Raw genomic sequence first — 16,826 nt, forward strand, 5'->3', positions numbered from 1 at the left:
TGCCGGAACCCAAATGGGCATAGTGGCATTGGGGACTGAAGGGGGAGTGAGTGTCGGCACGAGCTTGCCTGCCAATATCCTCCTGCGGGTGGTTGGCTTGGATGTTGCCTCGGCGGTGGAGGCAGTTGGATTCTGACCCTGGGGGTCTGGATATGAAGATCGGTATTGTGTGTTATCCGACGTACGGCGGGTCCGGCGTGGTGGCGACGGAGTTGGGGCGGTTTCTGGCGCTGCGCGGGCACGAGGTGCATTTTATTTCGGCCTCGCTGCCGTTCCGGCTGGCTCAGTCGACGGATGACAACATTCATTTCCACGAGGTGCAGTCGATCACTTATCCGGTGCTGCAGGGCGAGCTGTATGGCGTGACGCAGGCTTCGAAAATCGTGCAGGTGGTGGAGGAGTTCGGGTTGGACGTGGTGCATGTGCATTACGCGGTGCCGCATGCGATTTCGGCGTTTATGGCGCGCGAGGTTCTGGGGCGCGAGGATCATCCGTTCAAGGTGGTGACGACGCTGCACGGGACGGACATTACGCTGGTGGGACGCGCGCCGTCGTTCTTTCCGATTGTGCGTTATGCGATCGATTACTCGGACGCGGTGACGACGGTGTCGGAGTGGTTGCGGCGCGAGACGATCGATGAATTTGCGATCAAGCGGCCGATCGAAGTGATTCCGAACTTCGTGGATGTGAAGACTTTCCGGCGCGGTCTGCAGCCGTGCAAACGGAAGCACTATGCGCCGAATGGCGAGAAGATCGTGATGCACACGTCGAACTTCCGTCCGGTGAAGCGCGTTCAGGATGTGATCAAGACGTTTGCGAAGTTGCGCAAGGAGGTGCCCGCGGTCTTGTTAATGATCGGCGATGGGCCAGACCGCGACATGGCGCATTCGCTGGCGCGGGATCTTGGGGTGGATCGCCACACACACTTCCTGGGCAAGCAGGAAAACATCGAGCTGTTCATGTCGTGCGCGGATCTTTTTCTGTTCCCCAGCGAGTATGAGTCTTTCGGCCTGGCGGCGCTGGAAGCGATGGCGTGCGAAATCCCGGTGGTGGCGTCGGACGCGGGCGGTCTGAAGGAAGTGATCGTGCACGGAGAGACGGGTTTCCGTGCTCCGGTGGGGGATGTGGATGCGATGGCAGGTTACGGCATTCAGGTGCTGAAGGATCAATCGCTGGCGAACTCGATCGGTTGGGCGGCGCGCGATGCGGTACACAAGAATTTCCTGCCGGAGATCATCGTGCCGCAGTACGAGGCGTTGTATGCGCGGGTGATGAATGGCTCATGGCCGGTGCGGCCGGCGCCGGAATCGCGCGATGAAGTGTTCCGTCACGCGGAGGGGATTTGAGGGACGGCCTTGTCGCGTACTCGTACTCAGCGAAGCGGTACTCGAACTCGTACTCGGAGTTGTTTCATGCTGCTGCTTGCGGGCGCCGAAGTTCGAGAACGATTACGAGCACGAACCCGGAATGGGTCGCGTCGGAAAAGGACAGTCAATTGAGGTGACTTGGCCATCCTTGGCCAAGCGTCCGGGGCGCGAGCAGGTTCCGTACGGTTCACGACCTTTCTCCACATTCATACGCGAAGCTTGGTTGGCTCGCTCTTGGGCAGAGATGCCCAAGTCACCTCGATGTGATCGCTGGCGAGATGCGGCACTGGTTTCGTTGGGGCGTGCGGGTGTACTTGCCGGTTGGAAGCCAGCGGTCCCGGATATTACGGTGCAACGAGGAGGGAGGCGGCCCAGTTGAGTTCGTCCGGGGCCATGGCGTAGAGGCGTTTGCCTTCTCGGTTCGTCTCATTCAGGCATCGGACGATGGAGACGGCGTGCCATTGGCCGCCGTTGTATTCGTAGCGCGTTTCCAGCCATTGTTCGCCGACTTCTTCGCCGTCGCGGTACCAGTTCATGTGGTATTTGACGACGGCGCGAGGGTAGTTGACTTCTTCCGAAAGCTCGTGCGTTTCGCCGATCAGTTCGCCGTGGAATGTGGCGGCGCTGTTGCTGCCCCTGACCGTGCGCGGGATGCCGACGCGTGCGGCGATTTGTGCGGAATCTTCGCGGATCTTTGCGGCGAGTTGTTCGCGCATTCCTTCCGTGGGAGCGGGCGGGGCGATTCTTGTATTCTGCATCGGAGGCGGCGTCGGGAACGGCGTCGGGAAGGGTGTCGGGAACGGTGTCGGCCTTGCGCTGGGCGAGTCGGCAAAGGGATCTTCGACGACCTCGGCGATCTCGTTGGCTGGCGGTTTCTCGGCGTTCTTTGCGTCTTCACCGCGCTCGTACCATTCGCTGACGGTGGAATTGCCGATGGGCGACGTGTCGAGAATGAACTCGAAGATGACTCCAAAGATGGCCACGCAGAGCAGGAGAACGCCACCGATGACGGCGGGCCAGAAGAGCCAGCCGATGCGCTCGGCCAGGTCGTCGAGTTTTTTGGCAAAGCCGCCGCCTTTCTTCTTCTTGCCGGGCTTCGTTTTGATGACGCGTTTGTCGATGTCGGGCAGTTCATCGCCGGGCACGACGAGGCCCCGCAGCGCGGTGGCGAGCGTTTTGACTTCGGGATCGTCGGAGGCTTGGTCGAGCAAGGCGATGAGTTCGCGACGATTGGCAACGTCGGTGCGTTGCGTCAGCAGGCCGCCAAGAAACGCCGCGGTATCGCGCGTGAGCTCGCTGGCCTTCACGCGTTCGGCAGTGACGGAGCCCAGAAGGCGCTCCGTCCCCCATTCCATTCCGGCGCGATCGCGAAACAGAATGCAGTGCGCGATGTAGACTTCGTGCAGGATGGCACTGCCATCGTCGAGAGGCTCAGGCACGCGCTCGAGCACCGTTCGATAATGGGCGAGCCACTCGGCGGGGGAGTTGGGGAGTTCTTCGTAGGTCTGGCGCGAGATGTCGGCGGCAAAGTCGGAGAGGGCCTGGGCGGCGGTGTGGCAGGACAGGCCCCAGAAGAGCGGGTCGTGCCCCCACGTGTCGTATCCGCCGACGAGTTGCTCGATGGCTCGGTCGGGATTTCCATAGGCCATGGACTGAAGGACTTCTTCGACGAGGTCGCCGGGGCCTTCGAGGAGGCGCGTAGCCATAAGGAGGCGCGAAGCGCTCCAGGAGATGTCTTCCTGGCGCTGAGCATTGGTGGCGGGCTGGTCAATCTGGGCCCGCAGGGCGCGCGCGTATTCGATGGTTTGATTATACGGCAAGCCTCGCCTCCTTCTCAGACTGCCGACGACAGGTGTTGTCCCTTGTGGCGGGTGCGAGGCGCTGGGCGCAAGGATTGAGTCGGCTTATGGCAAGAGTGGGGGAGGGGACGAGGCGGCCAAGTCACCTCGGTTCCCGTTCCCTTCCCATTCCCTGCATGTACTCGAACCCGCACCCGAAACCCCAAAAAACGAGTGCGATGACGAGCCCTCGCCACAGCCCGAAGGGATTATACAACTCAGCCAAGGGTAAGCCGAAGGCGCCACCCTGGGTGGCAGATCGCCGCCAAACTGAACCCCGACGGGGTTCGACACCTCCTCCCGTCGCCTTCTCCCTTGACGGCGCATCATCATATCATGATGAATGGATGCGCAAGGACAACACCAGGAGGAACACTCCATCATGGCAGATCAAAATCGCCCCACGAACCTCACCCTCGAGCAGGCGCTCAAACGCCGCATTCTGGTGCTCGACGGCGCCATGGGAACGATGATCCAGCGCTACAAGCTGCAGGAAGAGGACTTCCGCAGCGATCGCTTTCCGGATCACGCGAAGGATCTGAAGGGGAACAACGATCTGCTGACGCTGACCCGCCCGGATGTGATCGAGGCCATTCACCGCGAGTACCTGGACGCCGGCGCGGACATCATCGAGACGAACACGTTTAGCGCCACGCGCATCTCGCAGGCCGACTACGACCTGGAGGAGATCTGCTACGAGCTGAACCTGGAGGCTGCCCGCCTGGGTCGTCGCGTTGTGGACGCCAAGACGGCCGAGACGCCGGACCGGCCGCGGTACCTGCTCGGTTCCATCGGTCCGACGAATCGCACGGCGTCGCTCTCGCCGGACGTGAACGATCCGGGCTATCGCGCCGTGACGTTCGATCAACTGGTCGAAGCCTACGCGGAGCAAACCCGCGGACTAATCGAAGGCGGCGTCGACGCGCTGCTTGTCGAGACGATTTTCGACACGCTGAATGCCAAGGCAGCCTTGTACGCCATTGAAACGGTTTTCGAGGAACGCGGCGCGCGCCTGCCGGTCATGATTTCCGTGACAATCACCGATCGCTCGGGCCGCACGCTTTCAGGGCAGACGCTGGAGGCTTTCTGGATTTCGATCGAGCGCTTCAATCCGTTGTCCGTCGGCATTAACTGCGCGCTCGGCGCGGAGGACATGCGCCCGTACCTGGAGGAGTTGTCCGCGATCGCAACGTGCTACACGAGCTGCTATCCGAACGCCGGTCTGCCGAACGAGTTCGGCGAGTACGACGACACGCCGGCCAACATGGCGCGGGTGCTCGGGGGTTTCGCCGGCAGCGGTTGGCTGAATTTGATCGGCGGGTGCTGCGGCACGTCGCCGGCGCACATCTCTGCAATCGCCGAGGCCGTGCGCGAGCTTCCGCCGCGCAAGCGCCCCGATGTGCCACCCGTTTCGCGCTTCTCCGGTTTGGAGCCTGTCCGCGTGACGGCGGAGTCGAACCTGATCATGGTCGGCGAGCGCACGAACATCACAGGCTCGCCGAAGTTCGCTCGCCTGATCCGCGAAGGCGATCTGGACGGTGCGTTGGCGGTTGCTCAGCAGCAGGTCGATAACGGCGCGCAGATCATCGACATCAACATGGACGAGGGCCTGATCGATTCGGAAGCCACAATGGTGCGCTTCTTGAATCTGCTGGCGGCGGAGCCCGACATCTCGCGCGTTCCGATCATGGTAGACAGCTCGCGCTGGAGCGTCATCACCGCTGCGCTGCGTTGTATCCAGGGCAAGGCGATCGTCAATTCGATCAGCCTCAAGGAAGGCGAGGAGAAGTTCCTCGAGCACGCGCGCGAGATTCATCGCTTCGGTGCAGGCGTTGTCGTGATGGCGTTCGACGAGCAGGGTCAGGCGGATACGGCCGAACGCAAAGTCGAAATCAGCGAGCGCGCCTACAAGTTGCTCGTCGAGAAGGCCGGCTTCGATCCCACGGACATCATCTTCGATCCGAATGTGCTGACGGTCGGGACGGGCATCGAGGAGCACAACAACTACGCCGTGGCGTTCATCGAAGCGACACGCGAGCTGAAGAAGCGTTGCCCCGGCGCGAAGGTCAGCGGCGGCATCAGCAACATCTCGTTCTCCTTCCGCGGCAATCGCCCCGTTCGCGAAGCGATGCACTCCGCGTTCCTGTTCCACGCCATCAAGGCGGGGCTCGACATGGCTATCGTGAACGCCGGCATGGTCGAGGTCTACGAAGAGATTCCGAAGGATCGCCTGGAACTGGTCGAAGATGTTCTTCTCAATCGCCGGGAGGATGCCACCGAGCGCCTGATCGAGTACGCTGAGACCGTGAAGGGTGAGAAGAAGGACGACGCCAAAACCGCCGCTGCGTGGCGCGATGGCACGGTTGAGGAGCGTCTTTCGCATGCTCTGATCAAGGGCATTGTCGAGTTCATCGATGAGGACGTTGAAGAAGCGCGCCAGAAGTTCGACCGCCCGCTCGAAGTGATCGAAGGGCCGTTGATGGACGGCATGAACGTCGTCGGCGACTTGTTCGGCAGCGGCAAAATGTTCCTGCCTCAGGTCGTGAAGAGCGCGCGCGTGATGAAGAAGGCCGTCGCCTGCCTTCTGCCCTACATGGAGAAGGAGAAGGAAGAACGCGGCATCACGAAGGGCGCGGCGAAGGTGCTGCTCGCGACCGTCAAAGGCGACGTCCACGACATCGGCAAGAATATCGTCGGCGTGGTTCTCGGATGTAATGGTTACGACATCATCGATCTCGGCGTCATGGTGCCGACGGACAGAATCCTTCGCGAAGCCCGCGAGCAGGACGTCGACATCATCGGCCTGAGCGGCCTGATCACACCATCGCTCGACGAGATGGTTCACGTCGCGAAGGAGATGGAGCGCGAAGGTTTCAAGGTTCCGCTGCTGATCGGCGGTGCCACGACGAGCCGCATCCACACTGCCGTCAAGATCGCCCCGCAGTACAGCGCTCCCGTCGTGCATGTGCTCGATGCATCCCGCGCAGTCGGCGTGGTGCAGGGTTTGCTCGACGAAAAAGGTGGGACGGAGTACGCACGCCAGGTTGCCGAAGATCAGCAGACGTTGCGCGATCACCATCGCAGCAAGCAGGGCGAGGCGAAGCTCGTTTCGCTCGAGCAGGCCCGCGCGAATAAGCCGACGTTCGACTGGTCCAGCGCAAAGATCGACGAGCCAGAATTCCTGGGCCCAAAGCTGTACGATGTCGCGATCGAAGACCTCGTGCCGTTCATTGATTGGACGCCATTCTTCCATGCGTGGGAGCTCAAGGGCGTGTACCCGAAGATTCTCGATCACCCGAAGTACGGCGAGCGTGCCCGCGAGCTGCAGCGCGATGCACAGAAGATGCTCGAGGATTTCATCACCAACAAATCGCTGACCGCGCGTGGCGTGCTCGGACTCTTCGCTGCCAACTCCGATGGTGACGATGTTGTCATCTACGAGGGCGAAACGCCTGTGAAGATACTGAACTTCCTGCGCCAGCAGGCGGAAAAGGATTCCGCCAAGTCGCATCTATGCCTAGCGGATTACATTGCTCCGCGCGACACGAAACGGCGCGACACAATTGGGGCTTTCGCAGTCACGGCAGGTGTTGGAGTGAAGGAACTGTGCGCCGTTTACGACGCCGATCACGATGACTACCATTCAATCATGGTCAAGGTTCTCGCTGATCGTCTCGCGGAAGCATTTGCGGAGTACATCCACAAGCAGGCTCGCGATGCGTGGGGATTCGGCAAGGCGGAGAACTTCACGAACGACGATCTGATTGCAGAGAAGTATCGCGGCATTCGCCCGGCGCCGGGCTACCCGTCATGTCCGGATCATACGGAGAAGGCGAAGCTCTTCGAGTTGCTTGACGCGGAGAGAATCGGAGCGAACCTGACCGAGTCGTTCATGATGGATCCAGGCGCTTCGGTTTGCGGATACATGTTCGCGCACCCCGAGGCACGTTATTTCGATGTGCGCCCGATCGATCGCGATCAGGCCGCCGACTACGCGCAACGCAAGGGCGAGTCGGCGGAGTACGTCGAGCAATGGTTGGCGTCGGAGTTGTCGTACGATCCGTCGTAAGCGAATGGAAGGTCAGGAGAACGCGCGCTCGCACGCTTCGCACAGCGCGTGCAGGATCAGCGTGTGGACCTCCTGAATGCGTTCCGTGCGACTGTCCGGAACAACAAGTGCCACATCGACGAGGTCCTTGGCGCGCCCACCGGTCTTTCCGGCGATGGCAATCGTGCGAAGGCGGGCTGCGCGCGCACGCTCGAAGGCGCGATTGATGTTCTCGGAATTGCCGCTCGTGGTGAATCCGACCAGAAGATCTCCTTCACGCCCGAGCCCTTCGACCTGGCGCGAGAAAATCTCCTCGAATCCATAGTCATTCGCGATGCACGTCAGATTCGACGCATCGCCGGCCAGATTGATCGCCGCCAACGACGGACGATCGCCGCGATAACGCCCGACCAGTTCCTCGGCCAAGTGCGCGGCATCGGTCGTGCTGCCACCGTTTCCGCAGGTCAACACCTTGCCGCCGGCTTTCAGCGTTTCGACCAGAAGATCCGCGGCCGCTTCGATCCCTGCCAGTAATTCCGGATCGGCAACCACGCGACCCGCCAGGCTCATCAACGCGGCGGCTTGCGATTCGACGCTCGGCCCGCGGTGCGCATCTTCGCGCCACCCGGCCTGAAGTGCAGCGGCCATCGCGGCAACATCGCCGAGATGCTCGCCCAGTCCCGCAGGCGCGATGTGGCAACGTTTCGCAAGATGCCGCAATCCCTCGCGATGCGCCACGGCGCGAATCGGCTCCAGCAAGAGATCGCCCGCGTGAACGCCGATCGTCCCAAGGGCAATCGCCTCGAGACCGAACAGGTCGATCAGGCGCGCGCACTGGCGTCCGACCTGCTCTGCCAACGCCGTAAGCAACTCGCGCGCATCGGCATTGCCACTGCGTGCTGCGTTTGCCAGGTCGGCCATCGTCGTGCCCGCCGGGAATTTGCCAGACGCGACGGCCTGCATCGCCACGCCAGTACCACTGGCCAAACCTTCCAGGCTGCCGGCCTTGCCAAACAACTCGGGTCCATCCTCGGCCACGCGCCAATGCCCGACCTCGCCGGGAATCGCTAGCACTTGCCCATCGATGACCACGCCGCATCCGAACCCCGTTGCGAACGTCAGAAAGGCCAATCGGTGCATGTGCGAGTCGCGGCCGATTCCGTAGCGCCACTCGGCGTAGGCGCCTGCGCGGGCGTCGTGCATGATGTGGACGGGCAGGCTGAACGCCTCCTCCAGCTTTTCGCGCAGCGCCAGCCCATGCCACGCTGGAAGATGCGGCGGAACGAGGAGATGGCCGGTTGCCTCATCCATCGGTCCGCCGATGGAGACGCTTACGGCGGTTGGGGGGGAATGCTCCGCGGCGAGCGCATCGGCCTCGCGGCGCACGTCGGCGAGGAATTCATCGAACGGCCGATCGGGGCAGGTGAGGAACTCGCGGCGCGCCAGGACAGCGGCGCCGTCGGTGCCGAGAATCACGGCTGTCTTGGTTCCTCCGATGTCTAACGCCAGCAAGCTCATGGTTCGCCGCCTTGCCTCAGAATGGCAAAGATTGTCCGTGGCACCGGCCAACGGTGTCAATTGCGGCAGTCGACAGGCCCGAAGCGCTCCAATGACGAGAACAGGTGGTTTTCTTGGGTTGCCATGGCGCCGTAACCTCGGAAGCCTCTCCCTCCCAGGGGAAAACCAGATCGGGGAGCTGCAATTCGCGATGGCGAAGAATACCCGCAAACAGCGGGGCGGGAGGTCGAAGGCGACCGCACCGTCCCCTCCGGAGGAACGTCGCCAGGAGGGGGCGCAGACGGATGTCGATACAAAGACCTGGTCCCAGCGCCTGAGGGACCCGTGGTACGTTGGCGCCAATCGGTGGTTCTTTTGGGCGATCCTTGCTCTGATTCTTGTGATGGGATTAGTGCGGTGGCAGACGAACGCGAGCCGCAGCTACTGGATCGACGAAATCCACTCCATCCGCAAAGGCCAACTCGCCGTCGAGGCCGAGGGCCTGGAAGATCTTGGTGAGAAATACCACCAAGGCTTCTTTGCGACGATCGGCCCATTGATCGGCGATGGTAGCAGCGAGCGCCAGGCCCGAACGCCGGCCGTCGTGGCCATCATGCTCGGGATCGGCTTCATGGCGATTCTGGGCGGCCTGCTCGGCGGTCGGTGGATGGCACTTTCTGCCACGATCGTCGGCGTGATTGCACCGCGCGCCCTCTATCACTCGGGCGAGATTCGTTACTACGCGTTCCTCTTCATGTTGGGCGCGCTTGGGTTGTTGCTGCTCGAGCTCTGCCATCGTCGCAAAGGAGCATGGGCACTTCCACTTGGTGGCCTGACGGCGATCTATGCCTACACGATTCACCCCGCCAGCGGCCCGTTCATGATGATGATTGGCCTCGCGGCCTTTGGGTTTGTCGCTTGGGATTTTGCCACGTCGATTCGCCCCGCCTTTCAGAACAAGAAGCGGAACCCGGCGACCATGATTCGCGCGGTCTGGCTCGGTTTCATGATCGCAACCGCCGTCGCTGCACCTGTTGTGATGTTCTCCAAGGTCGCTGAAATCTGGAATGCCCATTTCGGCGCAGTGCTTTCGGGCAAGGCGACTCACGCACCGAACATGAAGTTCACGTGGGACTTCCTCAGCCGCACATTCACTCATCTGTATTTCTCCATTCCTAAGCGCTCATTCGGGACCGAGGTCATCAATTTCCTCTGGTTCGGTGGACTGATCGTTGGACCGTTACTGATGTTCCGCCGGAGTCGAGTGCTGGCGCTGTTCATTCCCATCTCCTTCGTGCTCTACTTCGCGACTTTCTTCTTTGTTCCCGCGGAGATCGGAATGGCCGCGAAGTACATGATGGCCGCTGTGCCGGGACTGCTTCTGCTGATTGCAACGGTGCCGCCGGAGATCGGGCGCCTTGTGGCGACGAAGTCTCCACGCGCCGGGGCATGGACGTTTGGTGTTTTGATGTTCGGTTGGATCGCGCTGAATGCACAGCCGGCGTACCTGATGATTGTGAAGGATGTCTCAAACTATCGACAGACAATCGAGGTCGCCGAGTCCTACACGCAGGACACCGCGCCCCCGACGATCTTCGCCAGCAGCATCCTGTTGCTTGGCCTGGATTACTATCGCCAGCGATTGCCATTGGAAAGACGCCCAATCGTGCGCAACGCTGCTGGTGCGGGGGTACCGGGAATTCTGCAGGGACTGGCAAGCGAACGTGGAATCATGTTCGCAATGATCAATGAAACGGCGTCCTACAGGGGACGCTTCATCGAGGCGATCGAACCGTACATGAAGGAGGTCAAGGAGCTGGACTCGCCGGTGGCGCCCAGCTACTCCGTTCACATCTGGAGACCGCGACTCGATCTGATCGCCGTCCCTGGCCGTATTCTCAAGTTGGATCGCGATGCTATCGAGCAATTGACCGGCGAAGGACTCGATTTTCTGACGCCTGGGCCCGGCGGCTGGCGTCTCAAAGGTGCTCCCGAAAACTCGAAGCTGTTCGTCAACGGCGAGGCAATGCCAACGCCTGTGGGTGATTTCCTCGCAGCGAAAGAAACATCGATGACGCTGCGATTGGAGGCTGCAGAGCCGATTGAATCGCTCGATCTTGTCCCAGCCCCAGTCGATGGAATGATTCTCTGTCCCGGCGGGCTGGCGTGGCGCGTTCCCGTCACGCCTTACTCGCGACCGATCATGCGGTCGGGGGTACTCGCAATGAATTTCAAGCGCAGCTACTGGTGTGAGTATGCTCTCGATGTGCCGGAGGATGCCGGTGGCCTGGTCGTGGTGATGGAGGAGGCCGGCAAGGTGTCTGCTGCGTTCGAGATTCTGATCGATGACAAGCCCTTTGCAATCGTCGCCGGCATGATGGGTGCCCAGCAGATTATCGATGGCCCGTATCGTCGTTACGTTCCATTGCCGGAAGATGCAAAGGGCCGGCGCGTGCGATTCCGCTTCACATTCCTCAGCGAAACCTACATCGGCGACAATGAAGGAACCATCCTGGGTGTTGGGCTGGTGGGAAGCGTTCCCCAGGATGATAACCTCTTCCCAAGGCTAATTCTGACGCCGCCCCCCGATTGGGCGCGAGGCGACTTCCCACGGCCGCAGGGCGATCCCTTCTGGGGCCAGGTCGCGGTCAATGCGAACGACCTGTCCAAGATTGAAGTTCACCATGACGTAGAAGATCCCTATATGTCGGTCTCGTTGGAGCGCGACACGCCGACCATGCAAATCGCCTTGCCGCCATTCGAACCGATTCCGGGATCGTGGATCTACTGCGAGTATGAAGCGGAACAGATCGCGGCGCCGCAACATTCACTCGGGATGTTCGCGACCATATACGACAAGGATGGCAAGGACATCTCCTTGTGCGGATTCACCGAGGGGCTGCAGGGTCAGGAATCCGATGGGTGGTGCCGATACGGAGCACTGATGCCAGTCGCCGCAGGGGCTGCATTGGTGCGGTTTCATTGGCAAATCTATCGCCACCCCGAGGAAAACAAGCCGCCAACGCCCGAGGGTTCCGAACTGCGATTCCGCAACTTCCGAATCTTCGCTCCGGAGGAAGTCCAGCGCGTCACAGAGCCTTGATAAGAGGAAGGCGAACGTTTGTCGGGTAGTGGGGGAGACGCGTTGCCAACTCTGCCTTGAAGGTGGGAATTCCTCCGGCTGTGGCTTGTACGCCGCGAGTGATTTCCTCCTGCAGCCTCTCTGAGTCCCTCCCTCTTTTCTCCAGCGATTGCTCCATCGCCACGTAAAGCTCTGGAACAAAGTTCGCCCGCCCGGTCACGAAACCGACACCGCCTGCGCGATGGCAATCGAGGATGCGTTCGTCGCCACCGATGAAGTACCTTGGCGTGTGACGAACCAGTTCCAGGTTGGCTGAGGAGTCCTTTAGCGCGGCGTGCGGAACCTGCGCCAGAATCTCCGCGGTGATTGAGTTTCCCGTGTGCTTCGGGAAATTGTAAAGCACCAGCGGCGCGTCGATGCGTTCACCGATTTCGCAGAAGTACCGCGCAATCCCCTCTGCCGGTGCATTAGCCAGGTAGTACGGGGGCAATGCAGCAATGGCATCGGCACCATACTCCTCGCCCCAGCGCGCCTCCTCCAGCGTCTGCACCAGGCTGTCGCTCCCTGCATGAAATAGCACGACGCCCGGGAAGTAACGTCGCGCCAGCGTCAATGCGAGCTTCCGCTCCGCCGCAGACAGCGAGAAGAACTCGCCCGTCGTGCCATTCACAAGGATGCGCTGCACGCCGTTCGCGGCCAACCACTCCACGTGGGCGATGAACGCGCTCTCGTCGAATTGCATTGCATCATCGAAAGGCGTCAGAACCGCGACGATCAAACCCGACAAGTCGACCGGCGCCAAGTCGGGCTCCAATAGATCGTGGAATTGCGCGAAGAGTTTCTCCTCCACCGATTCCACTACAACCGTGTAGTCCTCGCGGCAGTACAAGTGCAAGTCTGCCCACTTTTTGCTCTCGGCGCCATGCGCACTGAACTCGCGCAGGTTGCTTTGAAGGAACGTCGCAATCGCCTTCTCCTGCGAATAACCGCGGGATTCGATGTCGCGAGAAATTCGCGTCGCAAGTTGTGTCTTCCAGTCCGAATCGACGAAGATCGCGAAGTCCACTCGGTCGCGCAGTTCAAGATACGTTGCTACTTCACCATCGACGATCGTGAAGCGCGCTGGTGCGAACGGCTTCGTAATCCTCGCTTCACCTGCTTCGGAATCGTAGACAGGCTTATCAAACGCCCGGCCTTCGCGGATGCAACCAAGATGCTCGCGAATCAGTTCCATCCGATTTGCTTCGGGGTGAGCGCCGTACAAGTTCCGCGGATAGCGTTCCTCGCGAGACGTCTTATAGTCGTCCAATCTCAGAACGGCCGCACCGGGCAATTGCTCTGCGAGTGCCCGCGCAAAGGTCGTCTTACCCGTCCCGCCGGGACCGCCCACTGCAATCGCAAGACAGCCCGCGTGGTCGACGAATCTGCGCTGCAGCAATTCCGCCAGAATCGCCTCCGCCGGACGACGGGCACCACCGCGATAACGAACATGCGTCTTGCTTCGAGGCATCCGTTGTGCGCTCCTCACCAAAGCTGAATCCATTGTCCGAGCACCACGAGCCGTGCGCAATGGACAACATGAACCGGAACGGGTACCCGCCTTCTACGCCATGGTCTTCCTTCTCCTCGCCATTGTCTGCACCTCGTCGATCGCGCTGATCTTCAAGCATAGCGAAACGTCGAACATGAACCGCTACGCGCTGACTGCGACGAACTACGCGACGGCGGTTCTGGTGTGTGCAGCGATTCTGCTGCTGAAGGGACTTAACACCGGCCCGCTGGATGTCTCAGGAGCCTTCGCAGAAATTCGTAGTGCCATCTCGTCGGGAGAGACGCTCTCTCGCTCCGGCAGCTTCGTTTGGGCAACAACCGCGGGACTGTGTGCGGGCCTCGTGTTTTTTCTGGCGCTTGTGTACTATCAGATCAGCGTCCGTCACCACGGCGCGGGACTGGCCGGCTCGTTCATCAAGCTCGGCACCTTCGTTCCCATGATACTCTCGCTGCTGTTCTGGCGCGAGAATCCATCAACTCTGCAATGGCTCGGCATCGCGCTGGCGCTGGGATCGATTCTGCTCGTCAACTGGCCAGGACGCGACGGCGGATGGCGCCGCGCACTGAAGCCCGCGCTGCTGCTACTGTTTCTCTTTGGCGGCGCGGCGGAATTCTCGAACAAGGTTTTCCAGAAGTACGGTCTCCAGGATCACAAGGCCGTCTTTCTCGGCTGCACGTTCTTTGTTGCGTTCCTGTTTGCGCTGGGTGTTACGCTTGTCCGCCGCAAGCCGGTGCAGCGGCGCGATGTGCTGACCGGCATTGCGGTGGGAATTCCAAACCTCTTCTCGTCCTTCTTCCTGATCATCGCGCTGGACACAATCCCCGCGGCCGTTGCGTTTCCCGCCTTCGGCGCAGGCAGCATCGTGATCATCGCCCTCGTCGGCACAGCGTTCTTTGGCGAACGCCTCAAAGCCCGCGAACTTGCCGCGATCGCCCTGACCATCCTCGCGCTGGTTGTGATTAACCTCTAGGGTTACCCGCTACAGAGGTGACTCGGGCATCTCTGCCCGAGCACCACACGCGTTAGCCATTCAGCCATACGTTCCAGTCGCCATCACGCGCCCCCGTACGATCGCCCAACAGCCTCCGCCACCGGGCGAATGCGCTCGACGAGTTCCAGGAACGCGTTCGGCTTCAGCGACTGTTGCCCGTCGCTCAGCGCCTCCGCGGGCTTCGGGTGAATTTCCACCATCAGCCCGTCCGCGCCGCATGCAACAGCCGCCAATGCCATCGGCAATACCATGTGAACTTCGCCGGTGCCATGCGAGGGATCGACGATTACCGGCAGGTGTGTCTCGCGCTTCAGCACCGGCACGGCATTCAGGTCCAGCGTGTTGCGGTATGCCGTTTCGAACGTGCGAATGCCACGCTCGCACAACATCACGTTGTAGTTCCCCTGGTCGAGCAAGTACTCTGCCGCCTGCAGGTACTCCTTCAGCGTCGTCGACATGCCGCGCTTGAAGAGCACCGGCTTCTTCGTTTCGCCCACCGCGGACAGCAACGCGAAGTTCTGGCAGTTGCGCGCGCCGATTTGCAGTACATCGGCATACTCCACCAGCAGCGGGATGTCCGTCACGCTGACGACTTCCGTCACGATCCGCAGACCGGTGCGCTCGCGCGCCTCGGCCAGAAGCTCGAGCCCTTCCTCGCGGAGCCCCTGGAACGCATAGGGACTGGTGCGCGGTTTGAACGCGCCGCCGCGCAGGAACTGAGCCCCACCGGCCTTCACCGCATCGGCGGACTCCAGAATCTGCTCGCGGCTCTCGACGCTGCACGGCCCCGCCATCATAACCAGATCGCGCCCGCCGACCTCGACGCCGGCGATATCGAACACCGTCGCCTCGCGCTTGAACTCGCGCGAGACCAGTTTGTAGGGCTTCAGAATTGGAATCACCGACTCCACGCACTCGAGCATCTCGAGCGCCTGAAGCGGAGTCTTGTCCTCGTGCCCGACGGCGCCGATCACCGTCCGTTCCACGCCGACGATTGGGTGCGGGCGATAGCCGAGATCCGTCACCCGATTCTCCACCATCTGAATGTCCTCCTCGCTGGTTCCGGCCTTTAGTACGATAATCATGATGCGCTCCTGGTTTTCTTGACGGTTTCCCGCAAAATGAACGGCCCCGGACGTTGAACGCCGGGGCCGGGTTTTTTCTGTCTGCGAAGCAGAGCCTAACCGCGTCCGGCGTTTCCTCTCGGAAACCGAAACCAAAACCCGTAATAAAAGCCGAACGCCGCGCTCGAACCCGAGCCCGCGTCCAACGAATCTTGATTCCATCCAGCCGGTAGCATAATCTCTGCCCTCTTCGGAAGTCTCCGAAGCTCGACCCAAATCGAACGCCCTCCCCGCCCCGATGTCAAGCCACGCGATGCGGAGGAAGAGTCATAGCAGGGGGGGGAGCGGCAGTACCTATAGCAGCAGTGTGGGACACAAGGGCGCCGGGATGCGGAGGCAGCGGGGGAAAATGCCTTGCGTACAGGCCCTCAAGAAAGAGAGCGATGCGTGCAGTGCAAAGACCATCTGAACAGAAGCTAGCTCAGGGAATATGACGACCACACTCTATACGTGCCTGGTAGAAGAGCAGAATGCCACAGAGGCATTTGTTCAGGTCTATTGGGCCCGCGCGCCTCACCTTGGCGCAGCAATCGAGATGATGCTGGCTTCGGCAAAGGCCAACGGTCTTCTGTCGCCGATCGCGCAAGAGTGCGATCCTTACGACATCGACAATCTTGGCTGCGAAGTAGCGCCCAGTAAGGACGCAGATGTCTTCTGGTCATTGAGCAGATTCTCCTTCCCACACGAATCGTCATTTGAACTCCCCACGGGCATCATCGCCTCATGTACCGAAGGGGAGAGCGCTATTGATGATCTTACGCCTTGTTTCTCCATTGAGAGAGACGCGAAAGGTCTGATTGCAATAGAAGCGAATGTCGAGCAATCACGTCTAGCCTCAGACTACTCCGTAATGCTTCGACTGTTTCCAAAATACGAGGTCTTCTGGTACGTTCTTCATGATCACTGGGAGAATCAGGAAGAAGACAAATTCCTCGTGAACGAAGAATTGAATGCGCCCGAACGCATTCTTGCGCACATCGATGAAAACAAGGCGGACTCAATCCTGAATGGATTCGTTACTTTGACCGCCTATCTCAAAGATGGTGCAACAAACCTGACGTTATCCGACCATAAACGCATCATGGTGACGACGTACTCGCCGGAAGTTGCAGAGCAATGCCTGACGTTCCTAAAGGGGGCCGGATACCCGCATGTTGAGTCCCCTGCGAGGATTGACCGGGGGATCTACCACTGGCACTACCGCCTTTCGGCAAGCAGGTCGAAGAGAGAACTGGAGGAAATGCTGAAAGAGTCGGGATTCTCTGATTGGAAACCGTAAGAGGCAAGCTGACCAACCGACCGAGAGCCCCTGTGTGCAGTCCGCGAA

The 16,826-nt window shown here is 60.7% G+C and carries 9 protein-coding genes; 5 read left to right on the plus strand and 4 right to left on the minus strand.

Annotation, left to right across the window (positions count from 1 at the left end):
* Positions 1 to 152 precede the first annotated feature (152 nt).
* On the plus strand, positions 153 to 1,346 hold the full coding sequence (gene bshA / locus KQI84_08435; protein MCB2154902.1) for an N-acetyl-alpha-D-glucosaminyl L-malate synthase BshA: 1,194 nt from the start codon (positions 153 to 155) through the stop codon (positions 1,344 to 1,346).
* A 365-nt stretch (positions 1,347 to 1,711) separates the two neighbouring features.
* Here the strand turns inward: bshA and KQI84_08440 are convergent, their stop codons facing one another.
* A complete protein-coding gene (locus KQI84_08440; GenBank protein MCB2154903.1) occupies positions 1,712 to 3,187 on the minus strand; it encodes a hypothetical protein in 1,476 nt (491 codons plus the stop codon).
* 400 nt (positions 3,188 to 3,587) lie between these two features.
* Here KQI84_08440 and metH point away from each other — a divergent pair, with 400 nt between their 5' ends.
* Positions 3,588 to 7,274, plus strand: coding sequence for a methionine synthase (gene metH, locus KQI84_08445; GenBank protein ID MCB2154904.1), 3,687 nt, complete (start codon positions 3,588 to 3,590; stop codon positions 7,272 to 7,274).
* A 12-nt stretch (positions 7,275 to 7,286) separates the two neighbouring features.
* On the opposite strand, the gene KQI84_08450 is transcribed toward metH, so the two are convergent.
* On the minus strand, positions 7,287 to 8,771 hold the full coding sequence (locus tag KQI84_08450) for an ROK family protein (GenBank protein MCB2154905.1): 1,485 nt from the start codon (positions 8,769 to 8,771) through the stop codon (positions 7,287 to 7,289).
* Between the two features lie 190 nt (positions 8,772 to 8,961).
* Between KQI84_08450 and KQI84_08455 the strand changes: the two genes are divergently transcribed.
* Complete coding sequence (locus KQI84_08455; GenBank protein ID MCB2154906.1) at positions 8,962 to 11,853, plus strand: hypothetical protein; 2,892 nt, start codon at positions 8,962 to 8,964, stop codon at positions 11,851 to 11,853.
* Here the strand turns inward: KQI84_08455 and KQI84_08460 are convergent.
* Complete coding sequence (locus KQI84_08460; GenBank protein ID MCB2154907.1) at positions 11,840 to 13,342, minus strand: dihydrodipicolinate synthase family protein; 1,503 nt, start codon at positions 13,340 to 13,342, stop codon at positions 11,840 to 11,842. The two genes, KQI84_08455 and KQI84_08460, sit on opposite strands and share 14 nt — an antisense overlap.
* 100 nt (positions 13,343 to 13,442) lie before the next feature.
* On the opposite strand from KQI84_08460, the gene KQI84_08465 reads away from it, so the two are divergent.
* A complete protein-coding gene (locus tag KQI84_08465) occupies positions 13,443 to 14,354 on the plus strand; it encodes an EamA family transporter (GenBank protein MCB2154908.1) in 912 nt (303 codons plus the stop codon).
* 83 nt (positions 14,355 to 14,437) lie between these two features.
* Here KQI84_08465 and aroF read toward each other — a convergent pair whose 3' ends face one another.
* On the minus strand, positions 14,438 to 15,460 hold the full coding sequence (gene aroF, locus KQI84_08470) for a 3-deoxy-7-phosphoheptulonate synthase (GenBank protein MCB2154909.1): 1,023 nt from the start codon (positions 15,458 to 15,460) through the stop codon (positions 14,438 to 14,440).
* Between the two features lie 469 nt (positions 15,461 to 15,929).
* On the opposite strand from aroF, the gene KQI84_08475 reads away from it, so the two are divergent.
* Positions 15,930 to 16,778 (plus strand): hypothetical protein, encoded by an 849-nt coding sequence (locus tag KQI84_08475; GenBank protein MCB2154910.1) that lies wholly within the window; start codon positions 15,930 to 15,932, stop codon positions 16,776 to 16,778.
* Positions 16,779 to 16,826 lie beyond the last annotated feature (48 nt).

The organism is bacterium, from assembly GCA_020444065.1.
Taxonomy (GTDB): domain Bacteria; phylum Sumerlaeota; class Sumerlaeia; order SLMS01; family JAHLLQ01; genus JAHLLQ01.